The following is a 22,055-nucleotide window of genomic DNA, read 5'->3' on the forward strand; positions in this document are numbered from 1 at the left end:
ATTGAGCTTGCTCGCTACGGTTTCTGACACCACCTATGTTGATCTTTATTATGGAAAAATGCTGTGACGAGTAACGCCATCGACACCATCCTCGCCTTCGATTTCGGCTTGAAACGCATCGGCGTGGCCATCGGCAATACCATGATTTGCCAGGCCAAGCCGCTCAGCGTGATTACGGCCACGGCGAACGAGCCGAAGTTTGCCGCCATCGATAGCCTGATCAAGGAGTGGGGCGCCAGCCGCATCGTGGTGGGCTTGCCCAGCCATCCCGATGGCACGGAACACGAGATGAGCGCGCGCTGCCGCCGTTTCGCCAACCAGGTGCATGGCCGCTTCAACCTGCCCGTGGAACTGGTCGACGAGCGCTATTCCTCGGCCGTCATCGCCGCCAAGCGCGGCGAAGTCATCGACGACCGCGCCGCCGCCATCATCCTGCAACAGTATTTCGACGCGAATTATTAATCTGACCCTAGACTCCCTCCCTGAATGATTAAGAACTCTATGCCGCATCCTACGAATCCATCCCAACTCGACGCCGAAGCCCTGTACGGGGTCTTGCTGCAGCAAGTGCAGAGCGGCCTGGCGGGCATCCCCAACGTGGCCATCGTCGGCATCCATTCGGGCGGCGCCTGGCTGGCCGAACGCCTGGCGCGCGACCTGAATCTGCTCGACCGCCTGGGCGTGCTCGATGTGTCCTTCTACCGCGACGACTTCGCCCAGAAGGGCCTGCATGCGGACGTCAAGCCGACGCAGATCAGCTTTGACGTGGCCGGCGCCACCATCCTGCTGGTCGACGACGTGCTGTACACGGGCCGCACGACGCGCGCGGCCATCAATGAATTGTTCGACTATGGCCGTCCGGCGAAGATCATGCTGGCCGCCCTGGTCGACCGCGGCGAACGCCAGTTGCCGGTGGCCGCCGATTTCGTGGCCGCCTTCACTGCCGTGCCGCCGGGCCAGGCCCTGGTACTGAAGCAAGCCGACGATGGAAAATTCACGCTCACCATAGATACCCACCATGCTTAATCCGCAACTGAATAAACACGGCGAACTGCAACATCTGCTGACGATTGAAGGCTTGCCGAAGTCTATCGTCAACCACATCCTCGACACGGCTTCCTCGTTCGTCGGCATTTCCGACCGCGACGTAAAAAAGGTGCCGCTGATGCGCGGCAAAAGCGTTTTCAACCTGTTCTTTGAAAACTCCACGCGCACCCGCACCACCTTTGAAATCGCCTCGAAGCGCCTGTCGGCCGACGTCATCAACTTGAATATCCAGGCTTCGTCGGCCAGCAAGGGCGAATCCCTGCTCGACACCATCGACAACCTGTCGGCCATGCATGCCGACATGTTCGTCGTGCGCCACGCGCAGTCGGGCGCGCCCTACCTGATCGCCAAGCACCTGATCGACACCAAGCAGCCGCACGTCCACGTCGTCAACGCGGGCGACGGTCGCCACGCGCACCCGACCCAGGGCTTGCTCGACATGTACACGATCCGCCACTACAAGAAGGATTTCACCAACCTGACGGTGGCCATCGTGGGCGACATCCTGCACAGCCGCGTGGCCCGTTCCGACATCCACGCGCTGACCACCCTGGGCGTGCCGGAAGTGCGCGCCATCGGCCCACACACCCTGCTGCCGGGCGGCCTGGAACAGATGGGCGTGCGCACCTTCACCAACATGGATGAAGGCTTGAAAGGCGTCGACGTGATCATCATGCTGCGCCTGCAAAATGAACGCATGAGCGGCGCGCTGCTGCCGTCGGCGCAGGAATATTTCAAGAGCTACGGCTTGACGCCCGAGCGCCTGGCGCTGGCGAAACCGGACGCCATCGTCATGCATCCGGGCCCGATGAACCGCGGCGTGGAAATCGATTCGGCCGTGGCCGACGGTCCGCAGGCGGTGATCCTGCCGCAGGTGACGTTCGGTATCGCCGTGCGCATGGCGGTGATGAGTATTTTGGCTGGTAATCAGGGCTGATAGCCCAAGGACGAGTAAGCGAGCATGACGACACTACATATCAAGAACGGCCACCTGATCGACCCTGCCAACGGCATCGATGGCTTGCAAGACCTGTTTATCGCCGATGGCAAGGTGCTGGCCGTGGGCAGCGCCCCGGCCGGCTTCAAGGCTGACACCACGTTCGACGCGGCCGGCCTGGTGGTTTCCCCCGGCCTGGTCGACCTGTCCGCGCGCCTGCGCGAGCCGGGCTACGAATACAAGGCGACCCTGGAATCGGAGTTGCAGGCGGCGCTGCAAGGCGGCGTCACGAGCTTGGTCTGCCCGCCCGACACGGACCCCGTGCTGGACGAGCCGGGCCTGGTGGAGATGCTGAAATACCGCGCCAAGACGCAGAACAAGGCCCACGTACACCCGCTGGGCGCACTGACCATGGGCTTGAAGGGCAAGTCGCTGACGGAAATGGCGGAACTGACGGAAGCGGGCTGCATCGGCTTCGCGCAGGCGGAAGAGCCGATCGAAGACACTACCGTGTTGCTGCGCGCCATGCAGTACGCGAACACCTTCGGCTACACGGTCTGGCTGCGCCCGCAAGACCCGCACATCGGCCGCGGCGGCATCGCCCACAGCGGCCCGCTGGCCTCGCGCCTGGGCTTGTCCGGCGTGCCCGTGATGTCCGAAACCATCGCCCTGCACACGATTTTCGAATTGATGCGCGCCAGCCGCGCGCGCGTGCATCTGTGCCGCATTTCGTCGGCGGCGGGCCTGGAACTGATCCGCGCGGCCAAGGCTGAAGGTCTGCCCGTCACCTGCGACGTGGGCGTGCACCATGTGCACCTGACGGACGCCGACATCGGCTTCTTCGACCCGAACGCGAGGGTCACGCCGCCGTTCCGCAGCCAGCGCGACCGCGATGCGATCCGCGCCGGCCTGTTTGACGGCACGGTGGACGCCATGTGCTCGGACCATACGCCTGTCGACGATGATGAAAAACTGCTGCCGTTCGGCGAAGCGTCGCCCGGTGCCACGGGCCTGGAGCTGCTGCTGTCGCTGGCCCTGAAATGGGCCGACGACTACGCGCTGGGCCAGCCGCAGGCGGGCGCACGTCCGCTGGCGCGCGCCGTGGCCAAGGTCACGTCCGACGCGGCCCGTGTCGCAGGCATCCCGGCCGGCAGCCTGGCAGTGGGCGAAGCGGCCGATATCTGCGTCTTCGATCCCGCCGCGCGCTGGACCGTGTCGTCGGCCTCGCTGGCCAGCCAGGGCAAGCACACGCCTTTCCTCGGCTATGAGCTGAGCGGCATCGTCAAGGCGACCATCGTTGCCGGACAGGTGGCGTTTCAGCGTTAATTTTTTGTACTGGAGTGAAACTCCAGCATACTGCCGGGGTCAGTCCTTTCAGGAGCGGAATTCGCCCCATTGGGGCGGATTCCCCCGCCGGGTCTGACCCCGGAATTTGCTGTGGGTTTGCTTCTTTATCTGGTGTCATTTGAAACTTCTGCTTACCTACCGCCTCGCGCGCATCGCCATTCACCTGAGCTGCGGCATGGCCAAGAGCGCCGTGCTCTTTCCCTGGCTGGACCTGGAGGGACGCAACCGGCGCATCCGCCGCTGGTCGACGCAGCTGCTCGACATCTGCGGCGTGGACGTGGCGCAGCCCGCCGACAGCGTGCCGGCGCTCGACCATGCGATGGTGGTGGCGAACCACGTTTCGTGGCTCGACATCTTCGTCATCAATGCCGTCCACCCCTGCCGTTTCGTCGCCAAGGCGGAAATCCGCGCCTGGCCGATCCTGGGCTGGCTGGCGGGGCGCGCGGGCACCATCTTCATTTCGCGCGGCAGCAAGCGCGATCTGCGCTTGATCTTCCAGGGTCTGGTGGATAAATTGACGGCGGGCGAACGCATCGCGTTCTTCCCCGAAGGCACGACCGCCGCGCAAGGTCAGATCCTGCCGTTTCACGCCAATCTGTTCGAGGCGGCCATCGACGCGCAAGTGCCGGTGCAGCCGTTCGCGCTCGTGTATGTCGATGACAAGGGGGCTTTGCATCACGCCGTCGACTTTATCGGCGACATGAGTTTTGCGCAAAGCATGGTGGCGATCTTGAGCGGCCCGCCCATCACGGCGCGCCTGACCTGTCTGGCGCCGGTGGCGACGCTGGACGCGCACCGCCGCGAACTGGCGGCGGCAACGCAGGCGGCCGTGGCCGCCGCGCTGCCGCTGGAGACGGCCGCTTAATTCTTCACGTGCAGCCAGCGCGCATGCGCGGCGCGGGCCAGGTAGTCGAGAATGAAGCCGAGTATGCCGATCAGCACGATGGCGGCCATCAGTTCCGAATACGCGAGGCGGTCGCGGGTGTCGAGGATGAAGTAGCCGAGGCCCGCCGACACGCCCAGCATTTCCGCCGGCACCAGCACGATCCAGATGATGCCGATGGCCAGGCGCACACCCGTCAGGATGTCGGCCGTGATGCCCGGCAAAATCACCTTGAAGACGATTTCGCTGCGCGTGGCCGACAGGCTGCGCGCCAGCAGCAGCCAGTTCGGATCGAGCCGCGCCACGCCGGCCGCCGTATTGAGCAAAATCGGCCAGACGGCCGCAAACGCCAGCAGGAAGTACACGGGCGCGTCACCGACGCCGAGCACCATCACGGCGATCGGCATCCACGACAGCGGCGAAATCATGCGCAGCAGCTGGAACAGCGGCATGGCCGCACCGGAAAAGCTTTTCGACATGGCCACCAGCACACCGAGCGGCACGCCGATGACGATGGCCAGTCCCAGGCCCACGGCCACCCTTTGCAGGCTCAATACCACGTGCAGCCAGATATCCGCACCGCCCACTATCTCCCTGAACGCCAGTGCCGTGGGCAGCGGCGCAAATGCGGTGGCAATCGGCGTGGATTTCTCCAGCGCCGTTACGCCCATGGACCACAGCAGCAAGGCACAGGCCAGCCCCACGAGGGGCAGGCCGAACTTCGTGAACAACTTGCTCGCCATCGTCAGACCGCCACGGTTTCGCTGCGCAGCAGGTTGGCCGGCAAGCCGAAGGCGGCAGGGCCGCCGACCGCCGTGATGGCCTTGCGCACGAAGCGGTCATCGACCAGGTCGCGCGCGGCGAACTTCGGATCGAGGTTGGCCAGGAAGCGCGTATCGCCTTCGACCTTGGTGCGGCCGATGGCGCGCACCAGTTCTTCCGTGTACGAGGCAAACGGATACGGCTGGAAGTCGATGCGGCGCTGCTGCCAGTTCTTGTGCACGATCAGGCCCTGCTTTTCGTAGCCGGCGTAATCGGTGGTGGCCAGCACCTTGGTCAGCACCTGCAGCGGATGCGGCGTGTAGCGGTGCTCGCCCACGTTCGACAGCAGCTTGGCCGTGTCGACCTGGTTCGAGCGCGTCCACAGCTGCGCCTTGACGATGGCGTTGGTGACCTTTTGCGCCCATTCCGGACGCGTGTTGATGTCGCGCTCGGACAGGAAAGTGACGCAGCACGCATGGTTCTTCCACACGTCGCCAGAGAAGCGCAGGATCTTGCCGATGCCGGCGTTTTCCGCCGCCGCATTGAACGGTTCGGCCACGATGTAGCCGGCGATCGACTTGCTGGCCAGGGCCGAGACCATTTCGGCCGGCGCCAGCACGATCAGGTTGACTTCATTCGGCTTGATGGCGGCGTTGCGCGCGCGCGTGACCGGCGTCAAGCCATTCGAGGACAGGATCTGCTGCAGCAGGATGTTGTGGATCGAGTACCAGAACGGGATCGCGACCGTGCGCCCGCCCAGGTCGGAGACCTTGCTGATCTCGTTGGCCACCGTCAGCGCGGAGCCGTTGACGTGGTTCCAGGCGACGACTTTCGCGGGGAACTTGGCGCCATAGCGCACCCACAGGGTGGCCGGCGACAGCAGGTGAATCACGTTGACCTGGCCGGCGACGAAGGCTTCGATGATCTGCGCCCAACTGCGGAACAGCCGCGGCGTTTCCGCCTGCAAGCCTTCCGCTTCGAACATTTTACGGGCGTGGGCGACGAGCAGCGGGGTGGCGTCGGTGATCGGCAGGTAGCCGATTTTCACGGGCTGGTCGTCGCCTTTCGGTCCTTGCTGGGCCATGGCATCGCCGGCGAACAGCAGCGGCGAGGCGACGCTGGCCGTGGCCAGGGCCGACATGCGCAGGAAGTCGCGCCGTGTCAGGCCGCAGTCGCAATCAGACGAGGCGCAGATATGCAGGGGTTTGTTGTGATCTTCGAATGTCATGGGAATGTTCCGGTCGATTAATTGGTAGCAAAGGCAGGCGTTTGATCCTGCTTTTGCAGCGCCTGCAGGGCGTCGAGGATGTCCATCTTCAGGGCGATGACGTCGGCGCTGTGGCCGATGCGCGGCTGGTCGATGGAGACGGGCCATTCGCGCACGATGTTGCCCGGCTTGCCGCCCATGAGCAAGATGCGGTCGGCCACGAGAATCGCTTCATCGATATCGTGCGTGACGAGCAGCACGGCCGTGTGCCAGCGGTGCACCACGTCGACCAGCAACGATTGCATCTCGGCGCGCGTGATGGCGTCGAGCGCGGAAAACGGTTCGTCGGCGAACAGCAGTTCCGGTTCGCGCGCCAGCGCACGGGCCAGGGCCACGCGCTGCGCCATGCCGCCCGACAGCGCGGACGGATACAGTTTTTCGCGGCCCTTCAAGCCCACCGCTTCGATGGCTTGCGCCACGCGTGCCTGGTGCGCCTCGCGCGTGAGCTGCGGCTGGTGCTTGAAGTCCAGGCCGAAGCCTGCATTGCCCGTGACGTTCAGCCAGGGTAGCAAACTGGCTTGCTGGAAGACGAGCGCGCTGCGCGGGTCCGGTTCGCGCATGGGAGCGTCGAGGAATTGAATCTCGCCCGTGGACGGCGGTTGCAAGCCGGCCAGCACGCGCAGCAGGCTCGATTTGCCGCAGCCGCTGCCGCCCAGCAGGCAGACGATTTCGCGCTTGCGCACGCCCAGCGAGACGTGCTGGAACACGGGCGCCGTACCGGGGTAAGCGTAACTGAGATCCTGCGCCTGCAAGGCCCAATCAGCAACGCTCATGCCTGCGCTCCCGCTGCCTTGGCGGCCTGCTGGCTGTCGAACAGCTGCAAGGCCGCCTGCAATTGCGTCAGGCTGGGCGTGACGATGGGGATGAACGACGATTCGCGCCAGCGGCGGGCAAAGCCCTGCTGTTCGGCGTTCAGATAGGCGCGCCCGCCCATGGCTTGCAGTTCCAGCATCAGCGCCTGCTGCAGCACGTCGGCCAGCTGTATGCGCAGGCGGAACATGGCTGGCGCCTGCGTCTTGAAGCGGCCATCGTGCACGCCGGCCAGCAGGGTAGCGACGGCGCTTTCCAGTGTCGCTTGCAGCGCTTCGATACGTGGCGTGAGCTGGTTGCGCGAGCCGGCGGAAATTTGCGCCGCCTTTGCCAGGCTGGCGCGCGCCAGGCCGATCGACAGGCCGCACTGCATGCCGAGGAACGATGGACGCACCTGCGGCAGCCAGGCTGGCGCATTGTCGCTGATGATGTCGGCGGCCGGGATGTGCACCTGCGCCAGCTTGACGGATGCCGTATTGCTGCCGCGCAGGGCGATCAGGTCCAGGTCGTCGCTGCGCGTGACGCCTGCGCTGCCGCTGTCGAAGGCGATGATGACGGGTGGCGCGCCGTCGTTCGGCGCCACGGCGGCCGCCGCGACAAAGCCCGCCTTGCGCAAGTTCGTCACCCAGGCCAGGCCGCCGTCGACGAGCAAGCCGTCATCGTGGCGCGCGCCCGTGATTTGCAGCTGCTCGATGCCGGACAAGAATTTCATGGCGTTCGACAGGCCGCTGGCGCCTGCCTGCGTGCCTGCCAGCAGGCCGGGCAAGCGGCGCTCGGCCAGGGCGCGGTTCTCGCTTTGCAGCAGGAATTCGATGAAGCAGCGCTGGCCCCAGAAGACAAAGGCCACCGTCACCGATTGCTCGGCCACTTTGGCGATGGCGTCGATGGCGTCGCGCACGTCGCCGCCCGCGCCGCCGTATTCCTTCGGCACGCCGATGGCCAGCAGCTTGTCGCCAGCGAGGGCAGGTAAAACGGTTTCAGCCAGTTCCGACGATTGGTCGAGCTGGTCGGCGTGCATGTGCAGCCAGTGAGTGAGGTTCGCCATGTCAGACGGCGCCAGGCAGGTAGGGCGTCAATTGCGGATTGACGGGCGTGCCAGCCAGGCTGTTGGAGAAATTGCACAGGGTGGCCAGGCTGATGCCCAGCACGACTTCCAGCGCCTGCTGTTCGTTGTAGCCGGCGGCCAGGAAGGCTTGATATTCGCTGTCGGCCACGGCGCCGCGCGTGGCGATGACGGCCGTGGCAAAGGCGGCGACGGCGTCCAGTTTCGCATCGTTCGTCGGCTGGCCGCGCTGCAGGGCGCGCACCGTGTCGGGCGTCTGGCCTGCTTTTTTCAGCGAGATGGCGCTATGGCCGGCGATGCAGAAATCGCAGCCATGGATGCGCGCGGCCGTGATCTGCACCACTTCGCGTTCCATTAACGTCAGGCTGGCGCGCGCATTGATGCTTGATACGGTCAGATAGGTTTCCAGTGCCAGCGGGGCATTGGCCAGAACGCCGATCAGGTTGGGCAGGAAGCCATTGTTGGCGATGGCCTTTTCCACGAAGGGGCGGCTATCGGCCGGGGCGGTATCGAGAGTGTGCAGCGTCAGACGGGACATGGGGTACCTTGCTAAGTTAGTAAGTCACTCGGCCATTATATCGGCCATGCCGTGCAGGCAACAGACGTCAGCGTCGTCCTTTTGTGCTCGTTCGTCTGCGATTGTGCGATCCTTGATTTCGGCAGGCGCTTAGCTGGCCAGCTGGCGCAATCGCTGGTCGCGCCGGTAGGCGCCCGGCTGCTCGCCCGTGACCCTTTTGAAGGCGCGCGTGAAGGCGGCGTGCGAGCGGTAGCCCACCAGTTCGGCCGCGCGTTCGACGGAGACGCCGTCATGCAGCCGGCGCGCGGCGATCTTCATGCGCAGCAGAAGCAGGAACTGGGCCGGCGAGTGGCCGCTGGCGCTGGCGAAATGCTTGCAGAAGCTGGCGCGCGACATGCACGCCGCCTTGGCCATGTTCTCGATCGACCAGTCGGCGGCGGGGGCGTCGAGCATGCGTTCGAGCAGCGGCGAAAATGCGGGCTGGTGCAGCAGCGACAGCAGGCCGGCCGCCACCTGCTCGCCCTGCGCCACATGGCGGATCAGGTAAAAGAACAGCAGTTCGACCAGGCGCGCGATCAGCGGCGACGGCTGTTCCGGATCGCCGCCGGCCTCCGCCAGGATCAGGTCGAACAGCGCGGCGGCCGCGCTGAAGGCGGGCGCGTCGCCGCGTATCAGCAGATACGGCGGAAACGAGTCGACGATCAGCGCGGAGAGGGCGCCGCGAAATTGAAAGAAGCCGCAGGCCAGCGCCGTCGCCGGCTGCTCCGTGGGCGTTTGCAGCGGCAGCATCGCTTGCGCGCTGACCGCTTGCAGCGGGTCGCTGTGGGGGCTGAGAAAGTGCGGCAAGTCGCGCAGCAGGAAGACGCCGTCGCGCGGGCCGAGCGCGATCGGCGCCGCCCCGTTGAGGTGCAGATAGCAGTGGCCATCGAGCACCAGATGAAAGCTGCCCAGTTCCCGGCCCGCCGTGGACGCGCGCCAGCGGCCGCAGTACTGGCCCACATGCAGGACGGCGGTGTCGAGTTCCAGGCTGCCGAGCAGCCAGCGCGCCAGTCTGTCGGTATCAGGATGCATGGGATGGCAAAGGCAAAAGCTCCATCATACGGGCCAGGCGCGGCACAGCCAACGACCGATTTCGACTAAGCATATGCGCGCCGCGCTTGCCACTTAGCGTTTGCCGCTGTGCTGCTGGAACGTGGGGCAGTCGACCTGCAGCAGCGAGCGGTCTTCCAGGCACACGGCCGACAGTTTCCCGCCCCACACGCAGCCGCTATCGAGGCCGATCAGGTGCGGCCGCAATTGCAGTCCCAGCGCCGACCAGTGGCCGAAGACGATGGTGTCGCCGGCGCTGCGCCGGCCCGGCACGTCGAACCAGGGCAGCAGGCCGGAACCGGACGGCGGGCTGCCGCTTTCCTTCATCTTGAAGTCCATCACGCCGTCCGGCGTGCAAAAGCGCAGCCGCGTCATGGCGTTGACGATGCAGCGCAGCCGGTCGGCGCCCTGCAGGTCGTCGCTCCAGGCGGCCGGCTCGTTGCCGTACATGGTGCGCAGGAACGCCACCCAATCGTCGCTGCGCAGCATGCTGGACACCTCCCCGCTCAGGGACAGGGCCTGGGCCGCGCTCCATTGCGGCAGCAAGCCTGCATGCACGAGCACATGGCCATCGTGTTCCAGTGCCAGTGGCCGCTGGCGCAGCCAGTCGATCAATTCCGCGCGGTCGGGCGCATCGAGGATTTCAGCGAGGGTGTCGGACGCATGCTCTGGCCGGATGCCGTTGGCCACGGCCAGCAGGTGCAAGTCATGGTTGCCCAGGACGCTGTCGGCAAGGCCCTGCCGCGCCAGCGCGTGAATGTGGCGCAGGGTGGCCAGCGAGGCCGGGCCGCGATTGATCAAGTCGCCCGCGAACAGCAGGCGGTAAGGACCATCCGCTGCCGCCTGGATCCGTTCGATCAGTTCAACGGTTTGGTCGTGACAGCCTTGCAGATCGCCGATAAAATAAGTTTTCATATGTGCCGGGGTGAAGTGGACTACGCGCCTGCATTATAAGCATGCCTGCCCTATGGTGTTGGCGGCATTACCGGCAGATGCCCGATTGCGCGTATGGCCGGCGGGAAGAAAAACACGGGCGCCGATTATTCCGCATGGGGAGTTGATTCGGCTGCATGTCACGCTGTCCTATATCGGCAATAATCGGTCGGCATGCCGCACAGACACGCGGGAATACCATTTTATTCATGTTTATTCATTTTTCGTGTGTGCTTCCCGTATATTCTTCATTTAATCTTAATGTTGCTCCGCTAAATAAACCGGGGAGCATAATGAAATTGACGATAGATTATGCAATGGTGCGCAAATGTTTATGCAATGTAGTATATTCCACGTGATTTTATTATTTAGATGAATATAAAGGATGTATCAATGGATCTGTCTACGATGACGATGCTGGAATTGCGCAAACTGGAAGATAATGTCAAACAGGAATTGAACAGCCGCGAGCGCGAAGACTTGAACAAGGCGCGCGAACAGATCATGGCCATCGCGCAGCAGGCTGGCATTCCGCTGAAACAGCTGATACTCGATGGTTTGCACCCGCGCACGGGCAAAGTCGCGGTGCGTTACCGCCATCCTGACAATGCGACCGAACAATGGACAGGCCGTGGCCGCCAGCCGCTGTGGGTCAGGCAGTGGGTGGAATCGGGCAAGTCGATCGATCTGCTGCGCGTATAATTCGGTATACTCTTGGCGCAGTAGCAAGCTGTCACCTGCGCACTGCACCTTGCCAGGAACCTTATTGACCCTACCTATACCGGCCACACCATGCTTCCATTGTCCCAAACGATCTTCAAGGCCTACGATATTCGCGGCATCATCGCTAAAACCCTTGATGCCAGCGTGGCGCACAAGATCGGTCAGGCATTTGGCCAGGCCGCCCTGGCCAAGGGCGAGCAGCGGGTCGTGATCGGCCGCGATGGCCGTTTGTCGGGACCGGAATTGACGGCGGCGCTGGCGCAGGGCTTGCGAGCGGCAGGCGTCGACGTGATCGACCTGGGCGTGGTGGCCACGCCGATGGTTTATTTCGGCACGAATGTGCTCGACACGCGCTCCGGCATCATGGTCACGGGCAGCCACAATCCACCCGACTACAATGGCTTCAAGATGGTGCTGGCCGGCGAAGCGATCCACGGCGAAGCGATCCAGGCGCTGTACCACAGCATCGTCGCGCACGACGGCAGCGCCAGCGCCAAACCGGGCACCTATGCCACGCACGATATCCGCGCCGCCTACCTCGAGCGCATCCTGGGCGACGTCAAGCTGGCGCGCCCGATCAAGATCGCCGTCGACTGCGGCAATGGCGTGGCCGGCGCGTTCGCGGGCGACCTGTTCCGCGGCATGGGCTGCGAAGTCATCGAACTGTTCTGCGAAGTCGATGGCAATTTCCCGAACCACCATCCCGATCCGGCGCACCCGGAAAACCTGCAAGACCTGATCCGCTGCCTGGCCGAGACGGATGCGGAAATCGGCATCGCCTTCGACGGCGACGGCGACCGCCTGGGCGTGGTCACCAAGGATGGCCAGATCATCTACCCCGACCGCCAGATGATGCTGTTTGCCGCCGACGTGCTGACCCGCCATCCGGGCGCGCAGATTTTGTATGACGTCAAATGCACGCGCCATCTGGCGCCGTGGATCAGCAAGCATGGCGGCTTGCCGCTGATGTACAAGACGGGCCACTCGCTAGTGAAAGCCAAGCTGCGCGAGACAGGGGCGCCGCTGGGCGGCGAAATGAGCGGCCATATCTTCTTCAAGGACCGCTGGTACGGTTTCGACGACGGCATGTATTCGGCCGCACGCCTGCTGGAAATCCTCACGCGCGAAGCCGACCCTTCGGCTTTGCTGAACTCCCTTCCGCAGTCCGACAGCACGCCGGAACTGCATCTGGAACTGAAGGAAGGCGAGAACGTCGCGCTGATGGACATGCTGCGCCGCGACGCCGTTTTCCCCGGCAATGAACAGATCATCACCATCGACGGCTTGCGCGTGGAATACGCGGACGGCTTCGGCCTGGCCCGCTCGTCGAACACCACGCCGGTGATCGTCATGCGCTTCGAAGCGGAAACGCCGGCAGCGCTGGCGCGCATCCAGGGGCAGTTCAAGAGCGTGATCCTGGCCGCCAAACCTGACGCCGTACTGCCGTTCTGACAGCATGGCCGCTCAACCTGGCGCACAGGCGCCCTTGAAAATCCTGCTGGTGCGCGTGTCTTCGCTGGGCGACGTGCTGCATAACCTGCCGATGGTGGCGGACATCGCCCGCCATTTCCCGAACGCGACCATCGACTGGGTGGTCGAAGAGGGCTACACCAGCCTGGTGCGCCTGAACCCGCGTGTGAATACCATCTTGCCGTTCGCGCTGCGGCGCTGGCGCAAGAGCCTGGGCAAGAAAGAGACGCGCGCGGAAATCGCCGCCTTCTTCCGCAGCCTGCGCCAGACGCACTACGATTATGTGTTCGATACCCAGGGTTTGCTCAAGACGGGCATCATCATGGGCGCCGCGCGCCTGGCGCCGGGCGGACAGAAGGTCGGCCTGGCCAATGGCAGCGAAGGTTCCGGCTACGAAGGCATCTCGCGCATTTTTCACACGAAAAGCATCCCGCTCGATCCGCGCACGCATGCGGTAGCGCGCGGCCGCCTGGTGGCCGCCGCGGCGCTCGGCTACACGGTCGACACACCGGCCGATTTCGGCTTGCCGGAAGTGTCAGGCAGCGAGCCGCGCCCGGACTGGATGGGGGCAGCGCCCTACTGCGTGTATTTCCACGGTACGGCGCGCGACGCCAAGAAATGGGCGCCGGAAAACTGGATCGCCCTGGGCCAGGCGCTGGCACCGATGCCGATTTTGCTGCCCTGGGGTTCGCCCAAGGAAAAGGCGGAAGCGGAACAACTGGCGGCCGGCCTGCCGAACGCGCGCGTGCTGCCGAAGCTGTCGATGGGCGACGCCACCCTGCTGGCGCGCCACGCGGCGCTGGTGGTCGGCGTCGACACGGGGCTGACGCACATCGCGGCCGCCTTCGTGCGCCCGACGGTGGAAATCTATGCCGATTCGCCGCTGTGGAAAACGGAAGGCAACTGGTCGCCGAAAATCATCAACCTGGGCGATAAAGGCGCGCCGCCCGGCGTGCCGGAAGTGCTGGCCGCGGCACGGCGCCTGCTGGCAGACTATCCTCCCGCCTGACTTTAACATTCAATCATCATGCGACTTCTTTATACCCTCGCCTGGTGGCTGGCCTTGCCCCTGGTGCTGGCGCGGCTGTGGCTGCGCGGACGCCAGGAACCCGGCTACCGCCAGCACTGGGGCGAGCGCCTGGGTTTTTACGGGCGCCAGCCTGCGTCTGCTACAAACACCATCTGGCTGCACGCCGTCTCCGTCGGCGAGACGCGCGCGGCCGAGCCCCTGATCGATGCGCTGCTGGCCGCCTGGCCCGCGTGCCGCATCGTCCTCACGCACATGACGCCGACGGGGCGCGCGACCGGTAAATCCCTGTTCGCCAAACACGGTGCACGCCTCGTGCAAAGTTATCTGCCCTACGACACGGGCGCCATGCCGGCCCGTTTCATCCGCCATTTCGCGCCGCGCATCTGCATCCTGATGGAGACGGAAGTGTGGCCGAATCTGATCCACCAATGCAATCGCTACAAAGTGCCCGTGGTGCTTGCCAACGCGCGCCTGTCGCAGCGCTCGCTGGGCAAGGCGCAGCGCCTGGGCAAGCTGATTGCCGATGCGGCGCGCGGCATCACCCTGGTGGCGGCGCAGACGCAGGACGACGCCGATCGCGTGCGCCACCTGGGTGTGCAGGACGTCGTCGTCACGGGCAGCATCAAGTTCGACGTCGTCGTGCCCGAGGCGGCACTGGCGACGGGGGCGGCGCTGCGCAGCGCCATCGGCCAGCGTCCCGTGCTGCTGTGCGCCAGCACGCGTGAAGGGGAAGAGCAGCTGATCCTCGATGCGTATATTCGTGCCAGCTTGCCGGCGAATGCGCTGCTGCTGATCGTGCCGCGCCATCCGCAGCGCTTCGACGAGGTGGAAAAATTGATCGCGGCGCAGGGCCTGGCCGTGCAGCGCAGGTCCGGCCTGGCGCAGGATGCAGCCGTTGCTGCGGGCACGCAAGTGCTGCTGGGCGATTCGATGGGCGAGATGTTTGCGTATTACGCGGCCTGCGATTGCGCGTTTGTCGGCGGCAGCTTGCTGCCGCTGGGCGGGCAAAACCTGATCGAGCCGGCGGCCCTGGGCAAACCCGTGCTGATCGGCCCCCACACCTTCAATTTCGCGCTGGTCACCGAGCAGGCGATCGCCGCCGGCGGCGCCGCGCTGGTGGCCGATGCCGATGCGCTGATGGCGCAGGCGTCGGCCTTGCTGCAGGATCCCGCGCAGCTGGCGTCGATGGGGCAAAAGGCGTTGGCCTTCGCGGCGCAGCACCGGGGCGCCACGCCGCGCACTATCGCTGCCATCCAACCTTTGCTGCGATAGTTTAGTGCTGCGGGGTCTTGGCAGGAGTCAACTGATGCAGTGCCAGTTCATGCGTGAGCAACGTGCTGTATTGCTCGTCGTGCACTGTCAACAGCGCGCGCAGCGCTGCTTGTGCGCACTCTTGTGACAGAAGGTCATGCTGTTGACCATTCGGCTCACCGGTAATGCGGTGAGCATCCCTGATCCAACACAGCAGTTCATGGTCCAGGTACGTCTGGGGTGGCCCGTGTGGTGCGTGCGCCAGGGCCAGGTGCGCGATGGTCGCGAGCCATTGCCACTTGTTGCCGGAAGCGTAGCGTAGTAGCAGATAATGCTCACCCCTCGCTTCCAGCAAGGGGCGCAGTGTGGCGAAGGGAATGAACGCACCCTGACGCGATACCATTTGGCAGGCAAATTTCTGCATGCCTGGCGCTACGTCGCCTGCAGCTTGCAGGGCGATCGCGTCTTTATCGGATGGCGCAGCCTTGAACCAGGCGTTGTAGGCCGCCAGGCGCACGGATGGCAGCGTTGACTGCGTAAAGGCACGAATCAGCTCAAGATCTTCTGGCGCGCGCAGGCTGCCCAGCGACAGCAGGCTGACACGAATGGCCTGCGTGTTCGATGCCGGATTGGCCAGAATGGCGCGGTAGCTGATGCGTGCATCCTCTCCCATTGTTTGAAGGCAGGCGACGGCCAGGTAGCGTACCGACGCTTGGGCATCCAACAGGCTTGCCAACGCCAGCGCGCGCATATCCTGGCCGCCAGGCGCTTGCGTCAGCGACAATAACGCACTGGTACGTATCCGGCCGAAAGGCGACGACATCGCCTTGAGGTATAGCGCCGTTTGTACGTCGGGTGCGGTGCTGGCGCACAGCCTTAGCGCTTGCGTTGCCAGCACCATATCTCCGCGCGTGGCAAGCGCCATACCGATGTATTGTGCTCGATCGCCCAGACCGTACTGGTGCAGCATGTAGAAGCAGCTCCTGGCGACATGGACGTTCTTGCCACAGACGCCATCGAGCAAGTCTTGCACGCTCAGCAGTTCAAGTACGGTGCGTTCAAAGTGCAGCAGCCAGTCCGCATGGTCGCTCCTGCTCATTTCACGCAGGCGCAGAACGTTCGGTAGTATCTGCATTAACTGGGGGACTGGCGCCAGTGGCAATAGGTGCTGCATGGTGACACGCGCTGCATGGCGCACGGCAGGCACCCAGTCATTGAGGCGCACGATGACCAAGGGCAGCAGGTCTGTCCTGTCCAGAGCGGCACAGCGTTCCAGCGCGGCCTGTCGTTCATAGCCGGAATAATGGTTCAGTTCATCTTCCAGCGAGGGCTGGTCACTGGGCGCTGCAGGCAGTGGTTGGCTTGCTGGCGCGGCGGCAGCCTTGGCGCCAAACAGCATCTTGAAAATATTCATGGACGAAATGGGCAGGATGGAACATCCAGTATCCCATGCCTACGGCGCAGGCGGTAGTGCCGTCTCATTGGAACAAAACGGGCAACTCCTGCGAGCGCTTTCTGAGCGCCTGCTTGGCGCCATCGTAATCGGGATAAATCGATTCCACGGTGGCCCAGAAGCGGGGGCTGTGGTTCATTTCCAGCAGGTGCGACAGCTCGTGCGCCACCACGTAGTCGATCAGCGGCAGAGCGAAGTGGATCAGGCGCCAGTTCAGGCGGATCTTGCGCTCGATGGTGCAACTGCCCCAGCGTGTGCCGGCCGACGATAGCGACAGCGAATCGTAGCGCACGCCCAGCTTGTCCGCATATACGTCCAGGCGCGCCTCGAACAGCTGGCGCGCTTCGTGCTGGAACCAGCCCTTCACTTTTTCCTTCAATTGCTGCTCGCTGCCCGTGGGCGTGACCCAGACGTGCAGCTCATTCGTCTCGCGCTGGAAGCTGGCGCGGTGGCGCGGCGCCTGGTGCAATCGCAAGGTGATCTCGCCACCGAGGTAGGGCAGCACGGCGCCATCGACCCAGGCCACGGGCGGGCGCTGCTGGCGCTGCACCTTGCGCTCGCCCCGTTCCAGCAGCTTCGAGATGATCCAGCTTTGCTTGGCGCGGATGGCGTTGTCGATTTCGGCCAGGGTGACGCGCTTGGGTGCTGTCACGCGCAAGCCGTTATCGTCGATCATGAAGCCGATGGAACGGCGCGTGGAGCGGCGCAGCGCGAATTCAACGAGGTGGCTGCCCAGCTGCAGCTGGCGCAATGGCGGGCCATCGGCGGTGCGTGGCGGGGAAGGCAGGGGAGGCGGGGCAGGACGAACGATGGGCGGCGCTGGCGCCACTACCGGTGGCGCCACGGGCGGCGCTGGCGGTGCCGTGGGGCGCACCGCCGGGGGCGTGCTGGTCGAGACGTCATGCGCGAACAAATCCAGTTGCTGGTCGCCGACCTTGATGGTCTTCATCTGCTGGCGCAGCGTCGGCTCCTGGATGACCGCGCTGATGCCGTCTAGCCAGCGTTGTAGGCGTGAGGCGAAATGACGCGCATTTCTGATTCTATCCAATTTTCCACCTGTTGCATCATGCTGTCCGGGGTTTGCCCTTCCGGCGAAATCGGTTTGCCTATCGAGACGGTGATCAGTCCCGGGCGTTTGAGGAATGACTGCTTGGGCCAGCACTCGCCTGAATTGTGCGCAATCGGCACCACCACGGCGCCCGTGGCAATGGCCAGACGCGTGCCGCCGCTTTTGTACTTGCCCGCCTGGCCCACGGGAATGCGGGTCCCTTCAGGGAACATGATAATCCATTGGCCATCGGCCAGCCGGCGCTTGCCATGCGCGACGACGCTCTTGAACGCATGCTTGCCCTGTTTGCGGTCGATGGGGATCATGCGCAGCAGTGCCATGGCCCAGCCGAAGAAGGGGATGTACAAAATCTCCTTCTTGAACACATACACGAGCGGGCGTGGCAGGCTGGGAAGCAAGAAGATGGTTTCCCATGCCGACTGGTGTTTCGACAGCACGATGGCCGGCGCGTCGGGGAAGTTCTCGGCACCCTTGACTTCATAGCGGATGCCGCAAATGACCTTGGCACACCACAGGATAAACACGTTCCAGCGCGAGGTGACCCAATAGCGCTTGTTGTAGCTCAATGGCGCGGCAAAAAAGCACACGCAGGCCCAGACGATGGTGGCCACGATCATGATGATCATGAACAGCAGTGATCGCAGGAACAGGGAAATATTACGCAATGCGGTTCTCCGAAAATTAGATACTGAATGCTACGGTGGGCGCCGGTGCCGCTGGTGCCTTGAGCAGGTGGCTGACCACGGCGGCCAGGTCGGGGAAGACCTGGGTGCCAGGGGGCAGGCCACCCGTCTCGTTGGTTTTTTCGCCCTTGCCCGTCAATACCAGGTAGGGCACGCAGCCGCTGATGAAACCGGCCTGCAGGTCGCGCAGCGAATCGCCGACCGTGGGCACGCCTTTCAGGCTGGTGTTGTAGCGCTGCGAGATTTCATGGAACATGCCCGGTTTCGGCTTGCGGCAGTCGCAATTGTCCGCGCCCGCGTGCGGGCAAAAGAAGATGGCGTCGATATCGGCGCCCACCTGCTGCGCCAGGGTGTGCATCTTCTGGTGGATCGCGTTCAGCACCGTCATGTCGAAGTATTCGCGCGCGATGCCCGACTGGTTCGAGGCGATCACCACGCGATAGCCGGCCTGGTTCAGGCGGGCTATCGCTTCGAGCGAGCCGGGGATCGGCAGCCATTCGGCCGGCGACTTGATGAAGTCCGGCGAGTCATGATTAATGACGCCGTCGCGGTCGAGAATAATCAGTTTCAGCGCCGGGGTACCCATTATGCCGCCAGCTTGGAAATGTCGGCCACGCGGTTCATCATGCCGTGCAGGGACGACAGCAAGGCCAGGCGGTTGTTGCGCAGGGCGACATCCTCGGCCATCACCATCACGTCGTTGAAGAAGCCATCGACGTCGTCGCGCAGCTGCGCCAGGGTTTGCAGGGTGCTGGTGAAGTCGCCCTTGGCAAAGGCCGCGTCGACTTCCGGCTGCACGCGCGAGACGGCGGCGGCCAGTTTTTTCTCCGCTTCGTCCTGCAGCAGCGCCACGTTGACGCCGCCGGCGGCGACCTGGTTCACGGCTTCCTCGTTCTTTTTCAGGATGTTCGTGATGCGCTTGTTGGCGGCTGCCAGCGAGGCGCTTTCCGGCAAAGCGGCAAATGCCTGCACGGCTTCCAGGCGCTGCACGATGTCGTCCAGGCGGTCCGGGTTTTGCGCCACGACGGCTTCGATTTCATTCGGCGAGAAACCGCGCTCGCGCAGGATGCCGCGCAGGCGGTCCAGCATGAAGGTGGTCACATCCGCGATCGGGTCCTTGAAGCCGGGCACGGCTGCAAATTGCGCTGCCGCATCCGCCAGCAAGCCCTGGATCGACAATGGCAGGCGTTTTTCCAGCAGCATGCGCAGCACGCCCAGCGCGTGGCGGCGCAGCGCGAACGGGTCCTTGTCGCCCGTCGGCGCCAGGCCGATGGCCCAGATGCCGACCAGGGTTTCCAGCTTGTCGGCCAGGGCCACGGCGGTGCCGGTGGCAGTCGATGGCAGGCTGTCGCCGGCAAAGCGCGGCTGGTAGTGTTCGGAGGCGGCCAGCGCCACTTCTTCCGGTTCGCCGTCATGGCGCGCGTAGTACGTGCCCATGATGCCTTGCAGTTCGGGGAATTCGCCGACCATGTCGGTCAGCAGATCGGCCTTGGCCAGCAGGGCGCCGCGTTCGGCCAGTGCCACGTCGTACTGCAGCTTGGCGGCGATGGCGCCGGCCAGCGACTTGACGCGCTCTGTGCGTGCCGCTTGCGTGCCCAGCTTGTTGTGATAGACGACGTTAGCCAGCAGCGGCAGACGCGATGCCAGCGTTTTCTTCTTGTCCTGCTCGAAGAAGAACTTGGCGTCGGACAGGCGCGGGCGCACGACGCGCTCGTTGCCGCCGATGATGTGCTCGGGCGTGTCCGTCTCGATGTTCGAGACGATCAAAAAGCGCGAGCGCAGCTTGCCTTCGCTGTCGGTCAGCGCGAAATACTTCTGGTTCGTCTGCATGGTGAGGATCAGGCATTCCTGCGGCACGGCCAGGAATTCTTCCTCGAAGTGGCATTCATACACGACCGGCCATTCGACCAGGGCCGTCACTTCATCGAGCAGCGCTTCGGGCATCAGCACCTGGTCGGCACCCGCCTTGTCCAGCAGCTGGGCGCGGATGCGTTCCTTGCGTTCCTCGTTGCTGGCGATGACGCTGGCGTTGAGGATCAGCGATGGCGCGTAGTTTTCCGCGTGCGCGATGGCGATCGGTTCGCCGTCGGTCAGGAAGCGGTGGCCCAGGGTGGTGCGGCCGGCCGTCAAGCCCAGCAGGGTCAGTGGCAGGATATTGATGCCGTGCAGGGCGATCAGGCTGTGGGCAGGGCGCACGAATTGCACGGTGGTGCCGTCCGGGCGCTGATAGCTCATCAGCTTTGGAATCGGCAGCTTGGCGGCCGATTCGGTCAAGGCCGCTTGCGCGCCGGCGGCGAGCTGACTGCCCGGCGCCGTGTAGGTGTAGAAGAAGCTTTCAGCCTTGCCGTCGACAGCCCGTTCCAGGTCGGCTACCGTCAGGTCGGGGAAGCCCAGCGCGGCCAGTTTCTTGGCCAGCGGCGGCGTGCCGTTGCCGTTCGCGTCCAGCGCGACGGAGACGGGCAAGACTTTTTCGCGGATCGACTTATCGGGCGAGACTTCGCGCACATTGGTGATGGAGACGGCCAGGCGACGCGGCGAGGCGTAGCTGGTGGCGACGCTGTCGGCTTCGAGGAAGTCGCGCGATTTCAGGCCGTTGACGATGCCGGCCGTGAAGGCGGCGCCCAGTTTTGCCAGCGCTTTCGGCGGCAGTTCTTCGGTCAGCAGTTCGATGAGCAGTGTTTGGTTCATGGTGTTCTTGTCTGGTACGGCGGTGTATGAGCTAGGCGATCAAGCGGCGGCGGGTTGGTCTGCGGCGGGCAGCATCGGGAAACCGAGGCGTTCGCGCGAGTCGTAATACGCTTGCGCCACCAGGCGCGACAGGGTGCGCACGCGGCCGATGTAGGCGGCGCGTTCCGTCACCGAGATGGCGCCGCGCGCATCGAGCATATTGAAGCTGTGCGATGCCTTCATGATTTTCTCGTAGGCGGGCAGGGTCAGTTGCAGCTCGATCAAACGCTTCGCTTCCGCTTCGTAGTTGCCGAACTGTTCGAACAGCAGGTCCGTATTCGCGTGCTCGAAGTTGTAGGTCGATTGCTCCACTTCGTTCTGGTGGAAGACGTCGCCGTAGGTCAGCTTCTTCGTCACCGGTTCGCCGGCCGCGCCCTTTTCTTCCCACTCGGTCCACACCAGGTCATACACGTTTTCCACGCCTTGCAGATACATGGCCAGGCGTTCGATGCCGTAGGTGATCTCGCCCAGCACGGGCTTGCAATCGAGGCCGCCCACTTGCTGGAAGTAGGTAAATTGGGTCACTTCCATGCCGTTCAGCCAGACTTCCCAGCCCAGGCCCCAGGCACCCAGGGTCGGGCTTTCCCAGTCGTCTTCGACGAAGCGCACGTCATTCTGCTTCAAGTCCAGGCCCAGCGCGGCCAGCGAACCCAGATACAGGTCGAGGATGTTTTCCGGCGCCGGCTTCAAGACCACCTGGTACTGGTAGTAATGCTGCATGCGGTTCGGGTTTTCGCCATAGCGGCCATCTTTCGGGCGGCGCGACGGCTGCACATACGCGGCGCGCCAAGGCTCCGGGCCGATCGCGCGCAGGAAGGTGCCGGTGTGGAAAGTGCCGGCGCCGACTTCCATGTCGTAAGGCTGGAGCAGGGCGCAACCTTGCTTGTCCCAATAGGTTTGCAAGGTCAGGATAATTTGTTGAAATGTGAGCATCGTATGAGTTCGCCGCGCGGGAGGCTGCGCTTTGTTAAGGTTTGCTTGAAGCCCGGACGCA

Annotated in this window: 22 protein-coding genes; 9 read left to right on the plus strand and 13 right to left on the minus strand. The window is 64.1% G+C overall.

All coding sequences use genetic code 11. The features are described 5' to 3' along the window. The first annotated feature begins 78 nt into the window (after window positions 1–78). The 5 genes from ruvX (at window position 79) to ACQ4WO_RS01400 (ending at window position 4,196) form a co-directional block, all read left to right on the plus strand. Complete coding sequence (gene ruvX / locus ACQ4WO_RS01380; protein WP_034747830.1) at window positions 79–462, plus strand: Holliday junction resolvase RuvX; 384 nt, start codon at window positions 79–81, stop codon at window positions 460–462. Between the two features lie 39 nt (window positions 463–501). Continuing rightward, window positions 502–1,026, plus strand: a complete 525-nt coding sequence (gene pyrR, locus ACQ4WO_RS01385; protein ID WP_034746692.1) for a bifunctional pyr operon transcriptional regulator/uracil phosphoribosyltransferase PyrR — start codon at window positions 502–504, stop codon at window positions 1,024–1,026. After that, a complete protein-coding gene (locus ACQ4WO_RS01390; RefSeq protein WP_034746695.1) occupies window positions 1,019–1,984 on the plus strand; it encodes an aspartate carbamoyltransferase catalytic subunit in 966 nt (321 codons plus the stop codon). Before pyrR ends, ACQ4WO_RS01390 begins: the two co-directional genes overlap by 8 nt. Before the next feature lie 24 nt (window positions 1,985–2,008). Next, window positions 2,009–3,310 carry a dihydroorotase gene (locus tag ACQ4WO_RS01395; protein WP_436479918.1) on the plus strand — a complete coding sequence of 434 codons (1,302 nt, stop codon included), beginning with the start codon at window positions 2,009–2,011 and terminating at the stop codon, window positions 3,308–3,310. A 139-nt stretch (window positions 3,311–3,449) separates the two neighbouring features. Beyond that, window positions 3,450–4,196 carry a lysophospholipid acyltransferase family protein gene (locus tag ACQ4WO_RS01400; RefSeq protein WP_436479919.1) on the plus strand — a complete coding sequence of 249 codons (747 nt, stop codon included), beginning with the start codon at window positions 3,450–3,452 and terminating at the stop codon, window positions 4,194–4,196. Here the strand turns inward: ACQ4WO_RS01400 and ACQ4WO_RS01405 are convergent. The 7 genes from ACQ4WO_RS01405 to ACQ4WO_RS01435 all read right to left on the minus strand — a co-directional run bounded on the left by ACQ4WO_RS01405 (window position 4,193) and on the right by ACQ4WO_RS01435 (window position 10,637). After that, on the minus strand, window positions 4,193–4,957 hold the full coding sequence (locus tag ACQ4WO_RS01405) for an ABC transporter permease (RefSeq protein WP_436479920.1): 765 nt from the start codon (window positions 4,955–4,957) through the stop codon (window positions 4,193–4,195). The genes ACQ4WO_RS01400 and ACQ4WO_RS01405 overlap by 4 nt on opposite strands. Window positions 4,958–4,959: 2 nt before the next feature. Continuing rightward, entirely contained in the window at window positions 4,960–6,204 is a 1,245-nt protein-coding gene (locus ACQ4WO_RS01410; protein WP_436479921.1) for an ABC transporter substrate-binding protein, read from the minus strand. 17 nt (window positions 6,205–6,221) lie between these two features. Then, the gene (locus tag ACQ4WO_RS01415; protein ID WP_436479922.1) at window positions 6,222–7,016 is read right to left on the minus strand and encodes an ABC transporter ATP-binding protein; all 795 of its coding nucleotides are present in this window, start codon (window positions 7,014–7,016) and stop codon (window positions 6,222–6,224) included. Continuing rightward, window positions 7,013–8,098, minus strand: a complete 1,086-nt coding sequence (locus ACQ4WO_RS01420; protein ID WP_436479923.1) for an acyl-CoA dehydrogenase family protein — start codon at window positions 8,096–8,098, stop codon at window positions 7,013–7,015. The genes ACQ4WO_RS01415 and ACQ4WO_RS01420 overlap by 4 nt, the downstream gene beginning before the upstream one ends. A 1-nt stretch (window position 8,099) precedes the next feature. After that, window positions 8,100–8,654: a carboxymuconolactone decarboxylase family protein gene (locus tag ACQ4WO_RS01425; RefSeq protein WP_436479924.1), complete on the minus strand. Its 555-nt coding sequence runs from the start codon at window positions 8,652–8,654 to the stop codon at window positions 8,100–8,102. Window positions 8,655–8,783: 129 nt separating this feature from the next. Beyond that, window positions 8,784–9,704 carry an AraC family transcriptional regulator gene (locus ACQ4WO_RS01430; protein WP_436479925.1) on the minus strand — a complete coding sequence of 307 codons (921 nt, stop codon included), beginning with the start codon at window positions 9,702–9,704 and terminating at the stop codon, window positions 8,784–8,786. Between the two features lie 93 nt (window positions 9,705–9,797). Beyond that, window positions 9,798–10,637: a symmetrical bis(5'-nucleosyl)-tetraphosphatase gene (locus ACQ4WO_RS01435; protein ID WP_436479926.1), complete on the minus strand. Its 840-nt coding sequence runs from the start codon at window positions 10,635–10,637 to the stop codon at window positions 9,798–9,800. 411 nt (window positions 10,638–11,048) lie between these two features. Between ACQ4WO_RS01435 and ACQ4WO_RS01440 the strand changes: the two genes are divergently transcribed. The 4 genes from ACQ4WO_RS01440 to waaA all read left to right on the plus strand — a co-directional run bounded on the left by ACQ4WO_RS01440 (window position 11,049) and on the right by waaA (window position 15,150). Then, window positions 11,049–11,357 (plus strand): H-NS histone family protein, encoded by a 309-nt coding sequence (locus ACQ4WO_RS01440; RefSeq protein WP_077408468.1) that lies wholly within the window; start codon window positions 11,049–11,051, stop codon window positions 11,355–11,357. A gap of 90 nt (window positions 11,358–11,447) precedes the next feature. Further along, window positions 11,448–12,830 carry a phosphomannomutase/phosphoglucomutase gene (locus ACQ4WO_RS01445; RefSeq protein ID WP_436479927.1) on the plus strand — a complete coding sequence of 461 codons (1,383 nt, stop codon included), beginning with the start codon at window positions 11,448–11,450 and terminating at the stop codon, window positions 12,828–12,830. 4 nt (window positions 12,831–12,834) lie between these two features. Next, the gene (gene waaC / locus ACQ4WO_RS01450; protein ID WP_436479928.1) at window positions 12,835–13,857 is read left to right on the plus strand and encodes a lipopolysaccharide heptosyltransferase I; all 1,023 of its coding nucleotides are present in this window, start codon (window positions 12,835–12,837) and stop codon (window positions 13,855–13,857) included. An 18-nt stretch (window positions 13,858–13,875) separates the two neighbouring features. Next, window positions 13,876–15,150 (plus strand): lipid IV(A) 3-deoxy-D-manno-octulosonic acid transferase, encoded by a 1,275-nt coding sequence (gene waaA / locus ACQ4WO_RS01455; RefSeq protein ID WP_436479929.1) that lies wholly within the window; start codon window positions 13,876–13,878, stop codon window positions 15,148–15,150. 1 nt (window position 15,151) lies between these two features. On the opposite strand, the gene ACQ4WO_RS01460 is transcribed toward waaA, so the two are convergent. The 6 genes from ACQ4WO_RS01460 to glyQ form a co-directional block, all read right to left on the minus strand. Further along, on the minus strand, window positions 15,152–16,543 hold the full coding sequence (locus ACQ4WO_RS01460) for a hypothetical protein (RefSeq protein WP_436479930.1): 1,392 nt from the start codon (window positions 16,541–16,543) through the stop codon (window positions 15,152–15,154). A gap of 64 nt (window positions 16,544–16,607) precedes the next feature. Continuing rightward, window positions 16,608–17,531, minus strand: a complete 924-nt coding sequence (locus tag ACQ4WO_RS01465) for a M48 family metallopeptidase (protein ID WP_436480630.1) — start codon at window positions 17,529–17,531, stop codon at window positions 16,608–16,610. 44 nt (window positions 17,532–17,575) lie between these two features. After that, the gene (locus ACQ4WO_RS01470; protein ID WP_034746739.1) at window positions 17,576–18,316 is read right to left on the minus strand and encodes a lysophospholipid acyltransferase family protein; all 741 of its coding nucleotides are present in this window, start codon (window positions 18,314–18,316) and stop codon (window positions 17,576–17,578) included. 16 nt (window positions 18,317–18,332) lie between these two features. Next, window positions 18,333–18,920, minus strand: coding sequence for a D-glycero-beta-D-manno-heptose 1,7-bisphosphate 7-phosphatase (gmhB, locus tag ACQ4WO_RS01475; RefSeq protein WP_058048328.1), 588 nt, complete (start codon window positions 18,918–18,920; stop codon window positions 18,333–18,335). Further along, on the minus strand, window positions 18,920–21,022 hold the full coding sequence (glyS, locus tag ACQ4WO_RS01480) for a glycine--tRNA ligase subunit beta (RefSeq protein WP_436479931.1): 2,103 nt from the start codon (window positions 21,020–21,022) through the stop codon (window positions 18,920–18,922). Before glyS ends, gmhB begins: the two co-directional genes overlap by 1 nt. Window positions 21,023–21,061: 39 nt before the next feature. Then, window positions 21,062–21,994 carry a glycine--tRNA ligase subunit alpha gene (gene glyQ / locus ACQ4WO_RS01485; protein WP_436479932.1) on the minus strand — a complete coding sequence of 311 codons (933 nt, stop codon included), beginning with the start codon at window positions 21,992–21,994 and terminating at the stop codon, window positions 21,062–21,064. Window positions 21,995–22,055 lie beyond the last annotated feature (61 nt).

This window comes from Janthinobacterium aestuarii (assembly GCF_051380835.1).
GTDB lineage: Bacteria > Pseudomonadota > Gammaproteobacteria > Burkholderiales > Burkholderiaceae_D > Janthinobacterium > Janthinobacterium aestuarii.